We start from the raw sequence: 21671 nt of genomic DNA, 5'->3' as shown, positions 1-21671 counted from the left end.
CCTAATCTCCTGATCTCCTGTTTTTTCGTGCTTTTGATCTGTGTATATCGAGCTCCATACTTCCTCGGCCTTTAGTTTCTTACGCGCAGCGTCCTCGCCGGAAACCCTGATCGAGCGCGCCGCCACGCTTGGCTACCCGGCGGTGGCGCTGCTCGATCGCGACGGTGTCTCGGGAGCGCCGCGCTTCCATAAGGCAGCGTTAGCGGCCGGTCTCCGCCCGTTAATTGGAGCGGAGCTGACCGTCGAAACCAGCCGGGAGTCGGGAGTCGGGAAGCGGGAGTCGAAAAAGTCACCCGGCAAGAGCGTTTCCGACTCCCGACTCCCGACTCCCGACTCCCGATTCCATCTTCCTGTCCTGGTGGCGTCACAGGAAGGATGGAAGAACCTCTGCCGCCTGCTGTCGCGCATGAAGCTGCGGGCGCCGAAGGGCGAGGGCGCGCTCGCCATCGACGAACTCGACGGCTTCACGACCGGGCTCATTGCCATGCCGGGCCGCGCCTTGCTGCGGGCCGAGCGGTACGGGGTGGGCGGCCTGCTCGATCGCATTGTCGGCACGTTTGGCCGCGCCAACACGTACGTCGAGTTGCAGCGGCACTTGCACCGCGATCAAGAAGACGACAACGACGCGCTGGTGTGCCTGGCCGAGGCGTTTCGCGTGCCGCTCGTGGCCACCGGCGGCGTCGGCTTCGCCACGCCCGAAGAGCGGCCGTTGTTCGACGTGCTGACCTCCATTCGCGAGCACGTGCCGCTGCACCGGGCCGGCCGCCGCCTGGCGGCGAATGCCGAGCGCTACTTGAAACCGCCGGCGCAGATGGCGCGGCTGTTCGCGGATCGGCCCGGCGCCATCCACGCGACGCGCGACCTCGCCGAGCGCCTGCAGTTCACGATGACTGATCTCGGCTACCGGTTCCCGCGCTACCCGGTGCCCGACGGCGAGACCGAGAGCTCGTTTCTCCGCAAGATCGCCGAAGTCGGTGCACGCGATCGCTACCGCCCGTATTACGACAAGGCCCGCGCGCAAGTGGCCCGCGAACTGGATCTGATCGAGAAGCTGCAGCTGGCCGGCTACTTCCTGATCGTGTGGGACATCGTGAACTTCTGCCGCCAGCAGGACATCCTGGTGCAGGGCCGCGGCTCGGCCGCCAATAGCGCCGTCTGTTACAGCCTCGGCATCACCGCCGTGGATCCGGTGGCGATGGAGTTGCTGTTCGAGCGCTTCCTGTCGGAAGAGCGCGGCGAGTGGCCCGACATCGATCTCGACCTGCCGAGCGGCGATCGGCGCGAGCGCGTGATCCAGCACGTCTACCAGAAGTACGGGCAACACGGCGCCGCCATGACCGCCAACGTCATCACCTATCGCGGCAAGAGCGCCGCGCGCGAAGTGGGCAAGGCGCTCGACCTGGACGAGGGGCAGGTCGATCGGCTGGCCAAGGTGATGCACCAGTTCGAATTCATCGATCCCGCCGACACCTTGTCGAAGAAGCTCGCCGAGGTCGGCATGGCGGCCGACGAACCGCGCGTGCGCCACTTTGCGACGCTGTGGCGGCAACTGCAGGACCTGCCGCGTCACCTGGGCCAGCATTCCGGCGGCATGGTGGTGTGCCAGGGCGACCTGTCATCGGTGGTGCCGCTCGAGAACGCCAGCATGCCCGGCCGCGTGGTGGTGCAGTGGGACAAGGAAGACTGCGCCGACATGGGCATCATCAAGGTGGACTTGTTGGGGCTCGGGATGATGGCGGTGCTTCAAGACACCATTCACCTGATTAATGACCGGGAGTCGGGAGTCGGGAGTCGGGAGTCGGAGATCAGCCTCGCCACCATTCCCGCGGACGACCCCGAGGTCTACCAGATGCTGCGGGCGGCCGACACCATTGGCGTGTTCCAGGTCGAGTCGCGCGCGCAGATGGCGACGCTGCCACGGCTCAAGCCCGAGAAGTTCTACGACCTGGTCGTCGAAGTCGCCATCATCCGCCCCGGCCCGATCGTCGGGCAGATGGTGCATCCGTACCTGAATCGCCGCGCCGGACGCGAAGCCGTGGTCTACGATCATCCGCTGCTCGAACCCATCCTCAGGCGCACGCTGGGCGTGCCGTTGTTCCAGGAGCAGCTGTTGCGCATGGCGATGGTGGTGGCCAACTTCACCGGCGGGCAGGCCGAAGACCTGCGGCGCGCCATGGGCTTCAAGCGCTCCGAAAAGCGCATGCGGCAGCTCGAGGGGCTGTTGCGCGACGGCATGGCGAAGAACGGCATCACCGGCGAGACCGCCAATCGCATTGTGCTCGCCATCACGTCGTTTGCCCTGTATGGCTTTCCCGAGTCGCACGCGGCCAGCTTCGCACTGCTGGCGTATGCCAGCGCCTACTTCAAGGCGCACTACCCGGCGGCGTTCTACACGGCCCTGCTCAACAACCAGCCGATGGGCTTCTACCATCCCGCCACGCTGGTGAAGGACGCGCAGCGACGCGGCGTGCGCTTCAATCCCATCGATGTGCAGGTGTCGGACTGGGATTGCACGGTGGAAGCGGACGGTTCGATCCGACTCGGCCTGCGCTACGTTCGCGGTTTGCGTGCGGAAGCGGGGCAGGCCATCGCTGCTGCGACAAAGACGCCGGGTGTATTTTTCATTTCGTCGACCGAGAAAAATACACCCGGCGTCCTGACGCGCTGTCCGAAATGCGGGTGCGATGACCCGACAATGCTTGAAACTGTGCCGGGAGTCGGGAGTCGGGAGTCGGGAGTCGGGCCGGGGGTCGGACGGTTCTGCAATGTGTGCTCCCATCAGTGGTGCGTTGCGCCAGCGCGTAGCGGGCGCTACCGCAGCGTGGACGAACTGGTGCGCCGCACCGGGATCCGTCGCGACGAGATGGTGGTGCTGGCCGAGATCGGCGCGCTCAACTCGCTCGGCCACGACCGCCGCTCGGCGCTGTGGCAAGTCGAACGAGCGGTGCGTCCTGCAGGTGAGTTGTTCGAGGAAGCCGCCCAAGCCTCCGCCTTCGCTCGTGAAGAATCAGACCAGCTACGGCGAGACCTCGCCGAAGCGGCCTCCGGCCGCGAAGGCGGGCCAAGTCCTCTGGCAGACATGAGTGTCTCCGAGCGCCTGATCGCCGACTACTCCGGCACCGGACTCACCGTTGGCCCGCATCCGCTGACCTTCCGCCGCCACGAGCTGTCGATGCGCGGCGTGCTGCCGGCCATCGAGCTGCCGAAGGCGCGGGCCGGCCGCCGCGTGCGGACGGCCGGCATGGTGATTACGCGCCAGCGGCCGGGCACCGCCAAGGGCTTTGTCTTCCTCACGCTCGAAGACGAAACCGGCATCGCCAACATCATCGTCCGGCCCGATCTCTACGCCACCGATCGCCTGACCATCGTCGAGGCGTCGTTTCTCATGGTCGAGGGCGTGCTGCAGAACCAGGACGGCGTCACCTCGATCAAGGCCGAGCGTGTGTCGAGGCTGGCCGGCCTGCCCGACAGCGCGGCGATCGATTCGCACGATTTTCACTGATTCAGGCTCTACCTGGACCGTGGGGGTCCATAAAGGCGTCACACTAGCAAGACCCCATGGCGACGGCCCCCCTCATCCTCCTGACCGGCGCGACCGGCTATGTCGGCGGACGACTGTTGCCCGCGCTCGAGGCCGGTGGCCACAGGGTGCGCTGCCTGACCCGCCGGCCAGAAGTGGTGACGCAGGGGCACTCCGCGCGCGACGTCGTCCAGGGTGACGTGCTCGAGCGACCAAGCCTGGACGCGGCCATGCGCGGCGTCGACGTGGCGTACTACCTGGTGCACTCGATGGGCGCCGAGGGATCCTTCGAGGAGGCCGATCGGCAGGGCGCCGCGAACTTTGCCGCGGCGGCGAAGGCCGCCGGAGTCGGCCGCATCATTTACCTCGGCGGGCTCGGTCGCGAAGACGAGGACCTGTCGCCCCATCTTCGCAGCCGGCAGGAAGTCGGGCGCATCCTGCGCGAGTCGGGCGTTCCCGTGCTCGAGTTCCGCGCCTCGATCGTGATTGGCTCCGGGAGCCTCTCGTTCGAGATGATCCGCTCGCTGGTCGAGCGGCTGCCGTTCATGATCACGCCCAAGTGGGTGCGGGTTCCCGCGCAGCCCATTGCTATTGATGATCTGCTCGAGTACCTGATCGAAGCGCTGACCCTGCCGGCCACCGCCTGCCGGGTCTACGAGATTGGCGGCGCCGATCGCGTGTCGTATGCCGACATCATGCGGCTCTACGCGCGGTTGCGCGGCCGGCGCCTGCGGATGCTCGCGGTGCCCATCCTGTCGCCCTACGTCTCCAGCCTGTGGCTGGGCCTGATCACGCCGCTCTATGCGCGCGTCGGCCGCAAGCTGATCGAAAGCATTGTCCACACCACGGTGGTCAACGACGACCTCGCGTTGCGGACGTTCGCGGTGCGGCCGATGGGCGTCGAAGCCGCCGTGCGGCGTGCCCTCGGTGGCGATGCCGCCGGGACGGCCACGCGATGGACCGACGCGGTCTCGTCGGCGCGGCCACGGCCGTCGTGGCAGGGGGTGCAGTTCGGCCGGCAGCTGAAGGACGCGAGGTCCATTTCCGTGGACGCGCCGGCGCCGGTCGTGTTCGCATGCATCGAGCGGATTGGCGGTGATACCGGCTGGTACGCCTGGAACTCGCTCTGGCGGCTGCGCGGCGCGCTGGATCTGCTCTCCGGTGGCGTGGGCATGCGGCGCGGACGGCCCTCGCCCGACCACCTGCGCGTGGGCGACACCCTCGACTTCTGGCGCGTTGAGGCGATCGAGCCCGGCGTGCGCTTGCGGCTGTCGGCCGAAATGCGCCTACCCGGCCGCGCCTGGCTCGAGTTCGAGGTCCGCCAGGACGCGCATGCCACCACCATCAACCAGGTCGCGACCTTCGATCCGGACGGCCTGCTCGGCAAGGCGTATTGGTATTCGATCTCACCGCTGCACCACCTGGTGTTCGGCGGCATGCTCCGAGGCATTGCCCGTGCCTCGCTCAATGTGGCACCGTAGTTCTAGAAGGGACATCATGCAAATCAACATCGGAATCGAGGATCGGGACCGCGCGAAGATTGCGGCCGGCCTGTCGCGCCTGCTCGCCGACAGCTATACGCTTTATCTCCAGACGCACAATTTCCACTGGAACGTGACCGGCCCGATGTTCCAGACGCTGCATGTCATGTTCGAGACGCAGTACACCGAACTGGCGCTTGCGGTTGACGTGATCGCCGAACGCATCCGTTCGCTCGGTTTTCCAGCGCCGGGGTCCTACGCTGAGTTCGTCAAGCTGACGTCAATCAAGGACACCACCGGAGTGCCCAAGGCGGAGAAGATGGTCCGCGTGCTGGTCGAAAGCCAGGAAGCCGTGGTGCGAACCGCGCGCTCCCTGTTCCCGATGGTCGAGAAGGCCGGCGACGAAGCGACCGCCGATCTGCTGACCCAGCGCATTCAACTCCACGAGAAGACGGCGTGGATGCTCAGGAGCCTGCTGGAAAAGTAACAGGCGGAGGGGACCGCGATGCGCTTTCGCTCGAAGGTTGATGCGCTGTTGGTGGTGCCGTTGGTGGTTGGCCTCGGCTTGTCGCTCCTCCTGATCGTCGGTGGCCTCGCCGAGGGCCGGCCGCTGGCCGGCGCCATTGTGCCGATTGGCCTTCTTCTCGGTATCGCGCCGCTCTTCCTGGTTTCCTACGAGATCACCGCCGACGAGATTATCGTGCGTGCGGGGTGGCTCCGGTGGCGCATGCCGCTGCAACGCATTCAGGCGCTCAAGGCGACGCGCCAGATGTGGTCGTCACCCGCCCTCTCGCTCGATCGCATCGAGATCCGAACCGACCGCGGCTTGTGGCTCATGGTGTCGCCGGCCGACAAAGTTGCATTCGTTGCCGCCATCCAGGCGCGGGTGCCCGGCGTCGTGCTCGAGGGTCTTCAAGCACCCGAGGCACCTTAGGCACCTTAGGCACCCTAGGCACCTTAGGCACCTTAGGCACCCTAGGCACCTTAGGCACCTTAGGCACCTTATGCACCCCTAGGCACCTTAGAATAGGTGTCTCATGCGTGCGCTGGTTCTGTTCGGCGTGGTCGTCGGCGCCCTCGTCGCCTTGTTGTGGGCCCGGCCGGCCATGGTCATGGGCGGTGAGCCGCCCCGCCTGACCTACCTCACCACCGCCCATCAACTCGGCGTCGTCGGCTACAGGGATCCGGTGGGCGTGATCTCGCCGGATGCCACCCGGCTGGCGTACTCCGAAGGTCGCCATGTTCGCGTGCTGCCGATTGGCGGCGGCGTGCCGGAGACGTTACCGGCGGGCGAGGGGCAGATTCGCTTTCTGGCATGGGCCGGCAACGACACGCTGGTGGCCGAAGATACCGGCGCCGACGTCCGCTGGCACAGCTACACGCTCGGCCCGGCCGGCGCGATCCGCAAGCCGCTGTGGGACGGCAAGGACGTGAACCACCTGCGTCAACCGGCGTGGAGCCCCGACGGCAAGACCGTCGTCGCGCTGGCGACCGGCCAGGACGGCGCGGAGTTATGGCGCATCTCGGCCGACGGCGTCACGCGCCATCGCACGGCACTGAGCGGCCGCCCTTCGTCACCAGCCTGGTCGCGATCTGGCGAGGTCGCCTGCATCTCACACGACGGCGGCCGGCCGCGTCTGTCGATTCCCTGCGGCGCACCGCCGCTTCGCTTCGAGCCAGATCTGGACGTGTTCGGCCCGCTGGCTTTTTCAGCCGACGGCCGCGAAGTGTTCTTCGCCGCACCGAACGAGCACGGCATGGTGGAGCTCTGGGCCGCCGACCCCGCTAAGAGCCTGTCGCGCCGGCTCTCGTCGTTCTCGCGCGATGCCTACGCACCGTCGGTGGCCACCGACGGCACCGCCATCTTCAAGGTGCAGTCGTACCGCACGTTCCTGGCCGACGCGCCCGCGACCGGTGGCCCCACGCGGCAGCTGACCACCTTCCAGGCGGAAACGCCCTCGTACCATCCGTCGAGCCGGCGCATCGCATTCACCTACGGTTCGTGGCGCCGGGTCGTGGACGATGCGAAGTATCCGGATATCGCACAGGAGATCGGTGTGATCGACGTGTCGCGGGCGCTGCCCGCCGGCGAGCCCGCCGAGGTGATCGCCCGCTCCGATTCTGAAGACCAGGCCATGGCGTGGTCGCCGAACGGCCGCTGGATCGCCTTTCACACGCATCGCGAGATGTCAGACGATGTGTGGCTGCGGCCGGCGGATGGGAAAGGCCCCGATCGGCGCATCACCTTCTTGGGACGCGGTGCCGAAGTGGGGTGGCCGCGCTGGTCGCCCGATGGCCAGACCGTGTTGCTCAACGGCGCCCGCAAGAGTGACGGCCGCTCGGTGGTCTATGCCATCGGCGTCGATCAGCAATCAGGCGAGGTCACCACGGAGCTAAGGGAAGTGCGTACCGAGGGCTTCGACGGCGAGATCCTGCATGCGGAGTGGCTGCCGAGCAGCACCACCGTAGTCGCAATCGCCAAGGTGGCGCCCGGCCGGCACACCATCTTCACGCTGCCCATCACCGGCGGCCGCCCGCACGTCGTGCATGAGTTCGCCACCGAGCACGATTTTCCCGGTCTCGCCTCGTCGGCCGATGGCCGTCACGTCGCGTTCACCGCGCCGGCGGCCGACGGCTACTTCCAGATCTTTCGCCTGCCGATCGTTGGTGGTGGCCAGCCGGTGCAGGTCACGAGCGATCCGTCCCACAAGACGCAGCCGGCCTGGTCGCCAGACGGTGCGCGTCTCGCCTTTACCGTCTGGAGCTACGAGGCCGTCTTCTTTGCCATGCGATGACGAAACCACTGCCAGGGTGGGTGCCCCGATCGGTCCAGACGCTGGCCGGCGGGTATGATTCGGCGGCGGTGACCGCCGACGTGATCGCCGGTGTCACCGTGGGCCTGGTGGCCCTGCCGCTGGCCATGGCGTTTGCCATCGCCTCGGGTCTCCCGCCCCAGGCCGGCATCTACTGCGCCATCGTCACCGGCTTCATCATCTCGGCGCTCGGCGGGTCGAAGTTCCAGATCGGCGGCCCGACCGGCGCGTTCGTGGTCGTCATCTCGGGCATCGTCGCCCAGTACGGCATCGACGGCCTGTTCATGTGCACGCTCATGGCCGGCGTGATCCTGGTCGTGATGGGACTGACCGGCACGGGCACGGCCGTGAAGTACATCCCCAAGCCGGTGATCGTCGGCTTCACCAACGGCATTGCCCTGGTCATTGCCAGCACGCAGATCAAGGACTTCCTGGGTCTCGAGATGGAGGTGCCCGGGGAGTTCATCGGGCGCATCGAGGTGATTGGCGCCAACCTGGGCGCCGTGTCGCCAGACTCGCTGGCGCTCGGCGTGGGCACGTTGCTGCTGCTGATCCTCTGGAGCCGCTACTTCAAGCGGGTTCCCGCGTACATCGTGGCGCTGTTTGCCGGCACCGGCATCGCGTTCGCGCTCCAACTCGACGTCGCCACCGTGGGGTCGCGGTTTGGCGGCATTCCGGCGGGCCTGCCCGAGTTCCACATCCCGGCGTTCCGGCCCGAGTTGGTCTTGACGCTGCTCTCACCGGCGCTCACGGTCGCCATGCTCGGCGCGATCGAGTCGTTGCTGTCGGCGGTCGTGGCCGATCGCATGGGCGGTGATCGTCATAATCCGAATACCGAGTTGTTTGCCCAGGGCGTGGCCAACATCGTGTCGCCGATGTTTGGCGGGTTGCCGGCGACCGGCGCGCTGGCGCGCACGGCGACCAACATCCGCTCCGGTGCGCGATCGCCGATGTCGGGGATCATCCACGCCGTGACCCTGCTGGGGGTGCTGCTGTTCGGCGCGCGGCTGGCGGCGTACGTTCCGTTGCCGGTGCTCGCCGCCATCCTGTTCGTGGTGGCGTGGAACATGGGCGAGTGGCTGGAGATTGGCGAGGTCTTCAAGCAGTCGTACGCCGATATCCTGGTCTGGACTGCGACGTTCCTGCTCACGGTGCTGGCCGACCTGACGGTGGCGGTCGAGGTCGGCATGGTGCTGGCGGCGCTGCTGTTCATCCGCCGGGTCGCGGCCACGACGACCGTGAGCCGCGTGACCCACGCCTACATTGAAGCGGGACGTCCGCACATCCTGCAGGACAAGGTCATTCCCGATTACGTCGCCGTCTTCCGCATTCACGGCCCGTTCCTGTTTGGCGGGACCGACAAGCTGCGAGAGATGTCGGATCACGCCGACACGTTGCCGCCGGTCGTGGTGCTGCGTCTCCGGAACATGACGGCGATCGACGCCACCGGCATCAGCGCGATCGAGGAACTGGCTGACGAGTTGAAGGCCAAGGGCCGCACGCTGGTGCTGTGCGGCGCGCCGCGGCAGCCGTTGGCCGCCCTGCAGAAGGCCGAACTCCACGAGCGGCTGGGCGAGGCCAACATTTGCGAGAGTGTGCAGGCCGCGCTCGATCGGGCGGCGGTGGTGATGGCGGAAAAGGAACAGGCCGAGGCTAGGTAGCCTCGGCCTTTCGTTGTTGCCTAGCTCCGGCTAAAGCCGGAGGCTACATTGTTTGGTTATTTGGTGGCGATGAACATGATCTCGACCAGGCCGTCGTTGCCGACCAGCCCTGACTTCACCGTCGCTCGAGCGGGGAAGTCTTTCGAGATCACCGACCGGTAGCCTGCGTTCATGGCGTCGAAACCAGCGAGGTCAGTGATCCACACCATGCCCTCGACCAGGTCGTCCCAGCCGAAACCGGCCGCGGTCAGCGTGCGGCCAACCCGCGCCAGGGTCTCCTTGGTTTGCGCTTCCATGTCGCCCTTGTTGGTGGCGTTGTTGCCGAGCAAGCCGGCCAGGTAGAGCGTATTGCCCACCTTCACCGCGCTGCTGAGCGTCGCGCTCGGCCGCCCCGGTGTGCCGTCGGCGTTAGGAGTGGCAAAGGTCTGCTTCGGACGGCGGTTCGCCGTCATGGTGATTTCGACCTGGTAGGTCGGACCCGGCAGGCCGACAATGGTGGTCGCGCGGGCCGGCGGATCCTTCGGGAAGTGCGGCACATAGGCCTTGTTCATCTCGCCGAACTTGGTGCCGTCGGTGATGTAGACCCGGTTGGCGACGACGTGTTCAAAGCCGAACCCGGCCGCCTTCAGCAGCTCACCGGCGTTGGTCATGATCGTGTTCATTTGCGTCGTCATGTCGCCTTCGACCGGCACGTTGTCCTTGACCCCGCGCGAGACCATGCCCGACAGGAACAGGAAGTCGCCCGTCCTGATGGCGTAGCTGTAGGGGTTGGCGGTTGACCACCCGGCCGGCGTGATGGCGACGCGTTCACCGCCAGTGGGGACGGCGACCGCCGACATTTCGATCAGCGCGCCGGGGACGACGAAGTCGGCAATGACGGTCGTGCGTGCGGGCGCGTTCTTGGGCCAGGTCTCGCGCCACACTTCGGTCATCGCGGCTGCGTCGGCCGCGTTCTTCAGGTAGACGTTGACGCTGGCGACATTCTGCAGGCTCGAACCGGCCTTGGTCAGCGTCTGGCCCATGCTGTCGAGCACGGCCTTGGTCTGGGCCTTGATGTCGCCCTGGGCGACGATCGTGCCGGCGATGTAGACCAATCCGTCACCCTTGGCTGCGGCACTGAAGGGCAAATTGCCGGCCGCCGGAAACAGCTGTCGCTGGCCTTGCACGGTCACCCCCAAACTCACTACGGACACAAGCACTAACGTCGTCAAATAGCCTCGCACGGTGCACCTCTCGACCGACAATGTATCATTCCTTGCTACACTGGCTGAACTGTTACGAGACCGTTCACTCATTCGTTACCGCGACCATAGACACCCACAGATGCCTAAAGCGCCGACCCTTCCGAAAGTGCTCCGAAAACGTTCCAAACTCCACGGCTTCGGCGTGTTCGCCCTGGAGCCCATCAATAAGAACAAGCGCATCATCGACTACGCCGGCGAGCTGATCACCAACAAGCAGAGCGAGAGCCGCGAAGACCGCTACCTGAAGAAAGGTTGCATCTGGGTGTTCCGCGTCAACCGCAACTGGAGCCGCGACGCGCACGTCGGCGGCAACGACGCGCGCTTCATCAACCACTCCTGCAAGGGCAACTGCTGGATCGACGTGGACGCCGTGACCAAGACCATCTGGATTCGCGCCTCGAAGGCCATCGCCAAGGGCGAAGAGCTGACCTACGACTACAACACCGAAGGCGACAAGATCATCCCGTGCCTGTGCCGGCCGGGCTGCAAGACCAAGCTATGAGATGGTGGCGGGGCGTGCTGGCGTTGGCAGCGATGTCTGCGGTCGCCAGCCTCCACGCCTCCACCTTCGCCACGGCTACGGTGGACAAGCAGGGGCCCGCGACTTCGGGTCCAGCGTTCTTCGTTCGCCACCTCGACAACCCGCGTGAGCGGCGCGAAGCCCGCGCCGACATTCTCGATACCCCCGTCCTGCCTGGCTCCATCGTCAAGGCCGTGGCGCTGGTGGCCGCGCTCGAAGACGGCGTGATCCGCGCCGATTCCGATCACATGTGCCGGCGGACGGTCACCGTCGACGGCCAGAAGTACGTGTGCGCGCATCCCGACCTGAAGCGCGCGCTGTCGCCGGCGGAAGCGCTGGCGTATTCCTGCAACGACTTCTTCGTGTCGCTGGCGCCGCGGCTGTCGCGCGATCGCGTGAACCGCACGCGCCTTGCCGCCGGCTTGCCGCCGCTCGCCGCCGGTACGGCCCTGGCACCCGCCCTGGTGGGCCTCGCAGGTCCGCGCACCAGCCCCCGCGCGATGATCGACGTGTTGGCGCGCCTGGCCGGCGCCGGCAAGGACACGCCGGTGCCGATGAGCCCCGCCACCAAGACCGTGTTGCTCGACGGGCTGCGCGGCGCAGCCGACTACGGCACGGCCTCGGCGCTGAAGAATTCCGGCGTGTCGGCGCTCGCCAAGACGGGATCCATCCTGATGCCCAGCGGCGTGTCGCTCGGCCTGGTGGTCGCGCTCACACCCGCCGACCGCCCGACCCACGGCGTTATCGTCGCCGCGCCCGGCGGCGCCGGTGTCGATGCCGCGGCGATTGCCGCCGATGTTCTTGCCCAGCGCACCCAGGCATCCGCCTCCGGCCGCGAAGGCGGGCCCTTGGCACCGATAAGACTTGGCCGCACACTGGCAAGCGGTCAAACCAGGGTCGAGACCATCGCCGTCGATATCTATATCTCGCAAGTACTCGCGGGCGAAGGGCAGCCGCGGGCGGGGGATGCGGCGCAGCAGGCGCTCGCGATCACCGCTCGAACGTTCGCCATTGCCAATCGCAACCGCCATCGTCGCGAGGGGTTCGACTTGTGCGACACGACGCACTGCCAGGTGGTCCGCGCGGCGACGCCGACGACGACCCGTGCGGCGCAGGCCACCACCGGGCGGCTGCTGCTCAGCCGGGGACAACCGGCATTTGTGTTCTATTCGGCCTCATGCGGCGGCCGCACCGAACTGGCGTCGGAGGTATGGCCCGGCGCCATCGACTATGCCGACGCCGCGTCGGTGCGGGACGATGCGGATGCGAGCGAGCCGGCGTGGGAGAGCGAGGTTCGCGTGCGCGACGTGGAACGGGCGCTGCGCAACGCCGGTCTGCGCGGCGATCGCCTGCGCGACGTCCGCGTGCTGGCCCGCAACCAGTCGGGCCGCGTCTCGCGGGTGCGGGTCGATGGCTTTACGCCCGCGGAGATGAGCGGCCACGAGTTCCGCATGGCGGTGGGTCGCGTGGCCGGGTTCGCCGCCATCAAGAGCACGGCGTTCGACGTCAAGCGGACCAGCAGCGGGTATCACTTCCGCGGCCGTGGGTTTGGTCACGGCGTAGGCCTGTGCGTCATCGGCGCCGGCACGCGCGCGGCGCGAGGCGAGACCGCCGACGAGATCCTGAAGTTCTACTATCCGGGCCTGACCATTGGCGCCGGCTCACCGAGCGCGCTAACGACCAACGTGCCGACCCCGTCCGGCCCTGTGGCACCGATGGCACCCCTGGCACCTGTGGCACCCTTGGCACCTATTTCTACCGACATCGCCTTGGCCCTGCCGGGGAGTGAGGAAGGCGATCGCGCCAGCCTGTTGACCTTGATCCGCCGCAGTCGCGACGAGATTTCGAAGGCCACTGGCGCCAAGCCGCCCGCGCGCCTGCGGGTCACCGTGCATCCTTCGGTCGATAGCTTTGGCCGTGCCACCGGCCAGCCGTGGTGGGTGTCGGGCGCGACCGACGGCGCCGCCATCGACCTGTTGCCGCTGACCACGCTCAAGCAGCGCGGACAGCTCGAGCGAACCATCCGCCACGAGGTGGCGCATGCGCTGCTGGACGAGGTGCTGTCGAGCCGGCCGATGTGGGTGAGAGAAGGGGCGGCTGCATACTTTGCCACCCCGCCGGCGTCGCGTACGGCTGCCGCCAGGGTCGCGTGTCCGAAGGATGCGGAGTTGTTGCGTCCGATCTCCGCCGGTGCGCAACGCGAAGCCTACGCCCGAGCCGAAGCCTGCTTCGCGCGAGAAATCGCCAACGGCAAGCGTTGGGATCAGGTTAGGTAGGTGCCAGGGTGCCAGGGTGCTTTATCGCAGCAGGCCCTCTAGTTCATCGACATGGCCCGACCGGCCGATCGCTTCCGCGCGGCTAATCGCGCCCGATCTCACGAGGCGCGCCAGGGATTCTTCCCGCGTAATCGAGCCGGCCTTGCGGGTCATCGTGATCTCCTGGTGCAGGTGCTGCAGCGTGTCCTTCCGAATGTGCTGGCGAGCGCCGAAGCTGACCATCAGCAACTCGACCGCCGGCACCCGGCCGCCCCCGGTCCGCGGAATCAACGTCTGGATCAACACCGCCGACAGCGCCAGCGACAACTCCTGGCGAATGGTGTTGTGCCGCTCGTTCGGGAACGAATCGCAAATGCGACCGACCGAGGCGGCGACGTCAGTCGTGTGGAGGCTACTGAAGACCAGATGGCCGGTTTCGGCCGCGCTGAGGGCAATGCGCATGGACTCGTGGTCGCGCATCTCGCCAATCACCAGGATGTCGGGTGCCTGCCGCACTGCGGCACGGAGGGCCGTTGGGAAGTCAGGCGCGTCGATGCCGACCTCCACCTGTTCCACCAGTCCCGCCTGGTGGGCATGCTCGTACTCGATCGGATCTTCGACGGTGATGATGTGGCGGGCTTCGCGCCGGTTGATAGCATCGACCAGCGCCGCCAGCGTCGTGGTCTTGCCCGAGCCGGTGGCGCCGCCGATCAGGACCAGTCCGCGGCCTAGTCGCGACAACTGCTCGACCTCGGGTGGCAGGTTCAGCTCGTCCAGCGACGGCACGCGGCTCGGCAGCACCCGGATCGCGGCGGCGGCCCGGCCGCGTTCGTGATGGAGGTTGACGCGGAAGCGCCCCAGGTCCGGCAACCGCAGCGACGCATCGGCGATGCCGGTGTCGCGAAACTGGCGGGCCGCGTGGGGCGGCAACAGTGGGGTAATCGCGGCCGCAATGTCGTCGCCGTCGAGCACCAGGTCGGCGACCGGCGACAGCAGCCCGTCGATGCGAACCGCCGGCCCACGCCCGGCAACCAGCAACAGGTCACTGCCCTTGCGGCGAATGACCTCGGCCAGCCAGTCTTCGACGCGGCTCGAGCCCTCGAGCAGCGGCGTCTCGCCGGCGACAGTTGCGTTCAGTTCGCCGATGAGTGCGTCGAGATCGTCCATGTGGCTTGACGGATGATAAGCGCGACTCCCACCGCCATCAACCACGCCGTCACGGCCAGCTTGCCGATCACGAACGCGAGTTCGACCGAGGTGGCGGGCAGCCCGGCTGGCCGCCAAGGCGCCAGGTAGATCCAGGGCGCGGCGACCAACGCGACAAACAGCAGCGTCGCCGTGGCGAGCGGCAGGGGGGCGAGGGCGCGCTTGAGCCACGCCGCGCCCGCCATCTCCCGCCAGCCGCCGGTCAGGATGGCCGCCATTAGCGCCAGCGCCAACATCGGCGCGACCACCCACTTGAGCCACATCGCCAGCCAGGCGAGCCCCGTAAACAACCACGACACATCGTCCCAACCGAGCGCGGCGATGAACCATGCGTTGATCGGTCCGCTGTTGATGGTGACGCGGTCGGTGGCGGCGCCGGCGAGCCACCAGATCAGGCCGGCGATGAGCGCGGCAGGAATGCTGGCCGGGACACCCGCGGCCGCGGCACGAATGAGGCTGGACGACACGCCGCGTTGCCACCCGAGCAGGGCGCCGCTGACGGTCAGGGCCAGCAGGAAGCCCGCGGCGAGTAACAACAGCGCCGAAGCGGCCAGGCTCCAGATGGTGGATTCGGGCGTGATCAGGAACGACCAGTAGACGCCGCCGGTCAAGGCCGCGCCCATGAGGATCCACAAGGTGATCGTCACGAGCCTCATCGCGCGCCCCCTTCCGGAGCCGTCACGATAAAGGTCTGGGGCTCGCTCGAGGCGTGCACGCCGGGCACATACATGGGCGACACCTGCGCCGGAATCGCGCGGAATTGGCCCGGTGCGATCACCTTCACGAGGTAGCTGTACTCGTAGCGGCCACGGTCGAAGGTCTCCTGGAAGAACACCGTGCGCGAGTCGCGGTACTCCACACGCGATCCGTACCACCACTGCTCGGGCGCGTCGCGTTCGAGAGGGTAGGCGGTCGTGTCTTGAATCGCCTCCACGCCGGCCGGCAGCGGATCCTCGATGGCGAGATATCGCCACTCGGGCGATCCGGCGACGGTGAGCCGGACAGTCAGTACGTCGCCTGGCTTCGCCGTGCCGGTGAACGGCTGTTCGCGATAGACGATACGGCCTTTGACCGTGACGGGCGCGAGCACGGCGTACTGGCGGGTGATCGCGAGTTGGCGGCTGCCCGCGCGCGCGCCAGCGGCGGTGGTGTCGTAGTAGTTGGCGGACGCCGACCAATACAGCGCCGCTTGTCCCGCCGACTTGTCCGACGCCGCCTTGGCGGAGTCGGAAGCCGATGGCGAAGGCGGATCGCGCTTCACCAGCCGCACCTGATTAGCCCCGGCATTAGCGGGCACGGTAATCACCTGGGGATCCGGCGCGGTCATGGCCGCGGCCGAGAATGTGCGCCGGCCCACGTTGGCGCCGTTGACGAACACTTCCACCGAGAACGGCTGCGCCGCTTCGCCACGGGCCTGCATGAACGCCAGCAGGCCGTAGATGGCCATGGCCGTCTGCTTGGTGGTGGACCAGAAGCCGGCCGTCCGGTTCAGCATCATCCAGCGGACCGCGCGCTCGACCAGCGGGTTGCGGGGATCGCGGCGGGCCAGCGCCTGCACCGCGAAGGCGGTGGCTTCGATGCTGGTCTCGGCCGCGTCGAACAGCAGTGGGTCGTTGGCCACCGCCCACCACGACACGTCGCCGCGCGTCTGCGCCTCGCCGGCCAGTGCCTGCGCCAGCTCGTTGCCGCGCGGGTCCTTGATCTCGTCGAGCAGCAGCAACAGCAGGGCGCGACCGTAGGCGCTCATGCGGCTGCGCGCCTCCCACAACTCATCGCGGGCCGCCGCATGGGTGTAATGGTGTTCGGTGCCGTCGGCGTACCAGGAGATCTCGGTCTCGCCCCCGGCCGCCCGCTGCAGCACGTACGCCTCGTAGACCTTCAGGTCGGGCTCGACGCGCGGGTACTCCGCATACAGCCGCGCCAGGGCGCGGGCGCCGTTATTGATGCGGTAATCCTGCACCCTCACGCCCGCGCGGCGAGCCTCGTCCATCGCCCACAGCGCGTATGCAGTCATGAACGGGTGGTTGCCATCCGTCTTCCACCACCCCCACCCGCCATCGTCATGCTGGTAGTCGGCCAGGCGCTGAAGGCCGGACGAAACCTGTCGATCGAGCGCCGACAGCCGCTCGGTCGGCGCCAGCTTCAACTCGGTGAGCGCCTTGGTCACCAGCAGGTTGGGCAGGAAGCTCGAGACCGTCTGCTCGGTGCAGCCGTAGGGATAGCCGGTCAGGAAATCCAGCGCGCCCAGCATTGACCCGGCGAGCGACGGCGCCAGGGCGATCGACACGGTGCGCGAGACGGGGTTGGCGCCATCGGGCACGGTGACGACCGTGGTGGCCTCGCCGGCGCCAACAATCGAGCCGGCCGTGCCGACCTCGCGATGGATGCCAAACGGCAACACCGGTAGCGGCAGTTCGACCGCGTCGGTGTCGTGGGCGGTCGTCGCCGTCGCCGTGACGGTGGCGGTGCCGACGGCCTTCGCGGCATAGCGCCAGTCGTCACGCCGCTCACCGCCGCTGACCAGCGGCGAGGACGTGGAACCAGGCGACGCCATGCTCTCCAGGCCGGAGGCCTGGAGAGACACACTCGCGGTCTGCGTGTCGGCACGGTAGTTGTGCACCATGGTCGGGATCACCACCTCGTCGCCCTCGGTGAGGAAGCGCGGCGTGATCGCGCGGACGATCAGGTCCTTGGTCGTGGTGGTGCGCGCGACGGCCACACCGGCCTTCGTGTCGTCGGTAATGGCACGGGCGGTCAGGCGCCAGGTTGTGAGCGCATCCGGATAGTTCACCGCAATGCGGCCGCGCCCCTGGGCGTCGGTGACCAGGTCGCCCACCCAGTAGATGGCGTCGGGGAAGTCCTTGCGCACCTCGGGTTGCACTTCCTTGTCGCCCTTGAAGTCGGCCAGCGTGAACGGACGACGTCCGCGGCGCGCCAGTTGCAGGCGATCGCGGCCTGAATAGCCGGTGAAGTAGTACTCGCGGGAGAACATGGTGTTCACGCGTGAGTACTCGCGACGGTAGAAGTGACGAATGGGATCGGGCGTATCGTCGGCCTTTACGCCGTACACCGCTTCGTCGATCACCGCGAGGCTGACCTGGGCCCGCACCGGCTGGCCGGCCTGGTCCGTGACCAGCACCGAGAAGGCGCCGGGCTCACGCGGCCTCGACACGGCCTGGTCGGCGGTCAGCGACACGGTCAACGTGCGCGAGGTGGCTGGCACGCCGAGGCGGCGTTCGGCACGGTTCAATCGCCCGTCGCGCAAGAACGCAATGCTCACGAACACGTCACCGACGTCGCCCTCGTCGATCGGCACCTCGATGGCCTCGGTGGCCGTCGCTCGCAGCAGCCGGAACCACGATACGTGCTGGCCTTCCTTCGTCACCAGCACGGGGCCGGTGATCGTCTCGCCCCGGATAATCAGGCGTGCCGACTCACCTGGTTGGTACGACCGCCGATCGGCCAGCAACTCGAGATATCGCTCGCTGCTATCGTCGCTGGTATCACTCGGTCCCGGCACCCACAGCCACACATCGTCTTGAACCGTGCGGTCGCCGCTTGGCGCGGTCACGCGGACGCGAAAGCTACCGGTCTGTTGCGGCAACGTCACGCGGCCGGTCGCGAGTCCGCTCGCATCCGTCGTCACGCCGTTCTGGCTGATCTGATTCACCTCGGGTTCGCTGTAGTAGCCGGCGCGATAGGTGAGCTTCTCGAGCACGACGCTGACCGGGACGTTGGCCTGCGCGGCGCCGGTGTAGTCAACCGCGCGAATCGTGATGGCGACGGTGTTGCCGGCTTGGAACACCGCGTTGGTGGTCTGCGCGGCGACCAGGAACGATCCAAAAGTGGCGTGCACCACGGTGTTGCCCGACACCTCGCGGTTGGCGGCGTCGGTGACCAGGGCGTCGATGCGGGCGCTGAAGTCGCGGCCGTTCTCGTCCACACCCAGGGGCACGCGCACCTGCGCCTTGCCGTCGGCATCCAGCCGCACGGTGCCCTGCGCTGTCTGGTTGTCGCCGTACCAATAACTGCTTTGGCCGCCCTCGAAGCCATCGTCCCATCGCAGGGGCGAGTAGTAGGGCTGCTGGTTGAGGACCCATCGGAGTTGGCCGTTGGCGACCGGCTGGCCAAAGTAGTACCTGGCCTGGATCGAGATGACCGCATCTTCGCCCTGGCGCACGAACCGTGCGGCCGGCGTCACGGTGACTTCGAACTCCGGCTTGCGGTACTCCTGCACTTCGAAGCCGCCCGAGGTCTGGAGGTCGCCGCTTTGCACACGCAGCGCGTAGCTGCCGAGCGCGGCCGTCGGCGGAACCGCGAAGTTCGCCAGCACTGCGCCGAATGCATCCACCCTGACCTGCTGCCGAAAGATCACCTTGTCATTCGGATCCGAGGCCACCACTTCAACTTCGGGACGGTCGAACTTCGCCAGCGCGTCGTGATGGCGCCAGCGCAGGATCCCCTTCAGGTGAACGGTATGGCCGGGGCGATAGATCGGCTTGTCGGTGTAAAGGTAGCCAACCAGCTCGCGGGCCGGCTCCTGCAGGGACCACGAGCCAGGGTCGGTCGCCGCCATCTGGTCGCCGCAGTGCGCGACGCCGACCACGTTCTCCATCTGCTGCTCGGGCAACACGGCCTCGAACAGGCCATCGACCGAAGTGCGGCCCTCGGCCACTGTCTTCTGCGACACGAGCACGCGTACCGCGCAATCGGCGACCGGTTCGCCGGTGAAGCGGTCGGCGGCGAAGAACAGCATCTGGCCCGGCGAGGTCTTGGTGACCAGGCCGACGTCCGACACGATCACGATGGTGTAGGCGCGCAGCAGGTCGTGGACGGCTTCGACCACGTAGATGCCGGGTTGGCGCAGATCGACCGGGACGCGGCGGACCTCGGGGTCGCGGTGGTTGGGCAGCAACTCCCGCCACGTGGTGACGACCTGGTCGGGGTTGAGCAGCGGCACCTGCGCAAAGGTGTTGGCGTTCAAGACGACGCGCTGGGCGACGACCGCCTGGTCGGTCGCGGCCCGTCGTGCGGCGCGGTACGGCTGGCTGACCTGGCCACGCGCGAAGCGCTGCACCGACTGGCGCTGGCCGCGCTTCCAGTCGGCGAGCCGCTCAATCCACGTCCGTTCCTGTTGCACCTCGACATCACCGCTCCCGAGCTGATGGGGATCGCGGAGGCCGGCAAAGAACGCGAACGGATCGTGGACTTTGTAAACCCGGAAGTCGAGCTGCGGCACGCGGCGGAACGTCAGGTAGAAGTTCGGCGCATCCTTGGTCGTGAAGACCTCGCTCGTCGAGAGCGAGAATGCCGGGCGGTCTTCGTTCTCGGCCTGCGCCCACGCCGGCGCGAAGTGAGAGGCCAGAAGTACGAAGAGAGAAGTGAGAAGCGTGAGAAGGACGAGCGAGCGGGCCAGCTTCATAGCACTGCCAATCGATAGACGCCGATGAACCGCGGGTTCGACGCGAGGGGCCGCCAGCGCGTGGACGGGTGTTGTTCGAGCGTGCTGAGCCTTACCTTGCGCACTTCGCCCCTCGACTTCGCTCGGGGCGACCCTGAGCTTGTCGAAGGGTCGCCGGGCTCAGCATCGGTCGGGCCGGTGTGGTACACGACCCAGTCATCGCCTTCGGCTTCGAACTCAGAGCGCCCGACAAACACCATCAGATGGTCGGGCACCTTCTGTGCTGGTTGGCGGAAGTAGATTAAGTCGCCGGGGCGCAGGGCCCTGGTGTCGCGGCCGAGCGGGCGCGTGTTCAGGGCGATCAACGTCTTCGCGTCGGCAAACTCCGCGTACTGCGCGTTGGCGCCGTCGGTGACCCGGAAGAGAGGCCACCCGTGGGCATCAGGCTTTGGCGCCGACCGCACCTCCGCATACTGCGGCGTAAACGGGAGCGCCGCGCGGCGCACCCACTCGGGCGTGTGCGCCCGCATGGCTTCGCGATAGGCGTGGCGAATCAGGGCGGCACAGTCGGCGACGTCCGGCGTGTTGCGCTCGAACTGCGCGTCGGCCAGCAACACGAACCACGACCGGAACGCGGCGCGATCCGATTCATCGGCAAGCCGCACTTGCGCTTTGGCCCCGGAACCGGCGACCGACGCGAGCAGGACCGCGAGTACAACGATGGTTTTGGAAGCCGACACGGTGGTCCTCTGGGGAGAATGAGCCAGTATATTCCGACTCCCGACTCCCGACTCCCGACTCCCGACTCTGTCCTTACAGCTTGACGACGAAGCCCGCGAACTTGCCCGCCAGCCAGCGCTCGCGCAGGCGGCCGCCGTGGGCCTGGACGACGGCGTCGGCGATTGGGAGTTGCAGGCCGGTGCCGCCGCGGCTGATGTCCACCGGCCGTTCTGCGAGGGTGCCGCGGCCGAGCGTCCGCGGCTGCACCACCACCTGCGTGGTGGTCCGCCCCTTGACGAGGCGCAGGTCGAAGCTCGACGCGCCGGACTGCACCCGCGCGAGGGTCGCGATCAGGGTGCAGAACACCACGCGCATGCGGGTCTCGTCCAGTCGCAGGCGGACATCGGCCGGCGCTACCACGTCGAGGTCGGTCTCAAAGTGATCGGGCAACTCCACCGCCTGCACCGCCTGGTTCAGCACCGACCGCAGGGACGTGCGCTTCAGGGCCAGCTTGATGCGGCCATCCTTGAGGTGGGCCAGCTCCGTCAGCTCGTCGAGCAGCGCGGCCAGCCGTTCGGTGGCGCGGGTCATCTCGACCATGACGCGGCGCGGCCGCTCGCCGAGCGAGGCGTCCTGTTCCAGCAGCCGGAGGTAGCCGCGCACGACACCGGTCGGCCCGCGCAGCTCGTGGGAGGCCAGCGACAGCAAGGTGGGCAGGGCAGATTCGGCCATGGGGTCTCAGGTTCATAATCCCACACGACCCGTCCGAAACCCCCGACCCTTGCGCGGCGTCTTAATCTGGAACCGGTGCGGTATCATCGGCGGGAAGTGAGTAGGGGCGCACTTCAGT

At 67.4% G+C, this 21671-nt stretch carries 14 protein-coding genes; 8 read left to right on the top strand and 6 right to left on the bottom strand.

Annotation, left to right across the window (positions count from 1 at the left end):
- Window positions 1-40 precede the first annotated feature (40 nt).
- The 6 genes from Q8T13_17895 to Q8T13_17870 all read left to right on the top strand — a co-directional run bounded on the left by Q8T13_17895 (window position 41) and on the right by Q8T13_17870 (window position 9475).
- On the top strand, window positions 41-3502 hold the full coding sequence (locus Q8T13_17895; GenBank protein ID MDP3719637.1) for an error-prone DNA polymerase: 3462 nt from the start codon (window positions 41-43) through the stop codon (window positions 3500-3502).
- A 56-nt stretch (window positions 3503-3558) separates the two neighbouring features.
- Window positions 3559-5001: an SDR family oxidoreductase gene (locus tag Q8T13_17890; GenBank protein MDP3719636.1), complete on the top strand. Its 1443-nt coding sequence runs from the start codon at window positions 3559-3561 to the stop codon at window positions 4999-5001.
- Window positions 5002-5017: 16 nt separating this feature from the next.
- On the top strand, window positions 5018-5488 hold the full coding sequence (locus Q8T13_17885) for a Dps family protein (GenBank protein MDP3719635.1): 471 nt from the start codon (window positions 5018-5020) through the stop codon (window positions 5486-5488).
- Window positions 5489-5506: 18 nt separating this feature from the next.
- Window positions 5507-5935: a PH domain-containing protein gene (locus Q8T13_17880; protein MDP3719634.1), complete on the top strand. Its 429-nt coding sequence runs from the start codon at window positions 5507-5509 to the stop codon at window positions 5933-5935.
- Between the two features lie 103 nt (window positions 5936-6038).
- Window positions 6039-7796 carry a hypothetical protein gene (locus tag Q8T13_17875; GenBank protein MDP3719633.1) on the top strand — a complete coding sequence of 586 codons (1758 nt, stop codon included), beginning with the start codon at window positions 6039-6041 and terminating at the stop codon, window positions 7794-7796.
- A complete protein-coding gene (locus Q8T13_17870) occupies window positions 7793-9475 on the top strand; it encodes a SulP family inorganic anion transporter (GenBank protein ID MDP3719632.1) in 1683 nt (560 codons plus the stop codon). Before Q8T13_17875 ends, Q8T13_17870 begins: the two co-directional genes overlap by 4 nt.
- A gap of 56 nt (window positions 9476-9531) precedes the next feature.
- Here Q8T13_17870 and Q8T13_17865 read toward each other — a convergent pair whose 3' ends face one another.
- Window positions 9532-10647 carry a RidA family protein gene (locus tag Q8T13_17865; protein MDP3719631.1) on the bottom strand — a complete coding sequence of 372 codons (1116 nt, stop codon included), beginning with the start codon at window positions 10645-10647 and terminating at the stop codon, window positions 9532-9534.
- Window positions 10648-10798: 151 nt separating this feature from the next.
- Here Q8T13_17865 and Q8T13_17860 point away from each other — a divergent pair, with 151 nt between their 5' ends.
- A complete protein-coding gene (locus tag Q8T13_17860) occupies window positions 10799-11221 on the top strand; it encodes an SET domain-containing protein-lysine N-methyltransferase (protein ID MDP3719630.1) in 423 nt (140 codons plus the stop codon).
- Window positions 11218-13515 (top strand): SpoIID/LytB domain-containing protein, encoded by a 2298-nt coding sequence (locus Q8T13_17855; protein ID MDP3719629.1) that lies wholly within the window; start codon window positions 11218-11220, stop codon window positions 13513-13515. The genes Q8T13_17860 and Q8T13_17855 overlap by 4 nt, the downstream gene beginning before the upstream one ends.
- A 21-nt stretch (window positions 13516-13536) precedes the next feature.
- Here the strand turns inward: Q8T13_17855 and Q8T13_17850 are convergent, their stop codons facing one another.
- The 5 genes from Q8T13_17850 to Q8T13_17830 form a co-directional block, all read right to left on the bottom strand.
- Window positions 13537-14661, bottom strand: a complete 1125-nt coding sequence (locus Q8T13_17850; protein ID MDP3719628.1) for a PilT/PilU family type 4a pilus ATPase — start codon at window positions 14659-14661, stop codon at window positions 13537-13539.
- The gene (locus Q8T13_17845) at window positions 14628-15356 is read right to left on the bottom strand and encodes a hypothetical protein (protein MDP3719627.1); all 729 of its coding nucleotides are present in this window, start codon (window positions 15354-15356) and stop codon (window positions 14628-14630) included. The genes Q8T13_17850 and Q8T13_17845 overlap by 34 nt, the downstream gene beginning before the upstream one ends.
- Window positions 15353-20122: an MG2 domain-containing protein gene (locus tag Q8T13_17840; GenBank protein ID MDP3719626.1), complete on the bottom strand. Its 4770-nt coding sequence runs from the start codon at window positions 20120-20122 to the stop codon at window positions 15353-15355. The genes Q8T13_17845 and Q8T13_17840 overlap by 4 nt, the downstream gene beginning before the upstream one ends.
- A complete protein-coding gene (locus Q8T13_17835) occupies window positions 20119-20841 on the bottom strand; it encodes a DUF1175 family protein (protein MDP3719625.1) in 723 nt (240 codons plus the stop codon). The genes Q8T13_17840 and Q8T13_17835 overlap by 4 nt, the downstream gene beginning before the upstream one ends.
- A 73-nt stretch (window positions 20842-20914) precedes the next feature.
- Window positions 20915-21553 carry a HAMP domain-containing sensor histidine kinase gene (locus Q8T13_17830; GenBank protein MDP3719624.1) on the bottom strand — a complete coding sequence of 213 codons (639 nt, stop codon included), beginning with the start codon at window positions 21551-21553 and terminating at the stop codon, window positions 20915-20917.
- Between the last annotated feature and the right edge of the window lie 118 nt (window positions 21554-21671).

This window comes from Acidobacteriota bacterium (genome assembly GCA_030697165.1).
GTDB lineage: Bacteria > Acidobacteriota > Vicinamibacteria > Vicinamibacterales > UBA2999 > 12-FULL-67-14b.
This window is presented reverse-complemented; position numbering and strand designations above follow the sequence as displayed.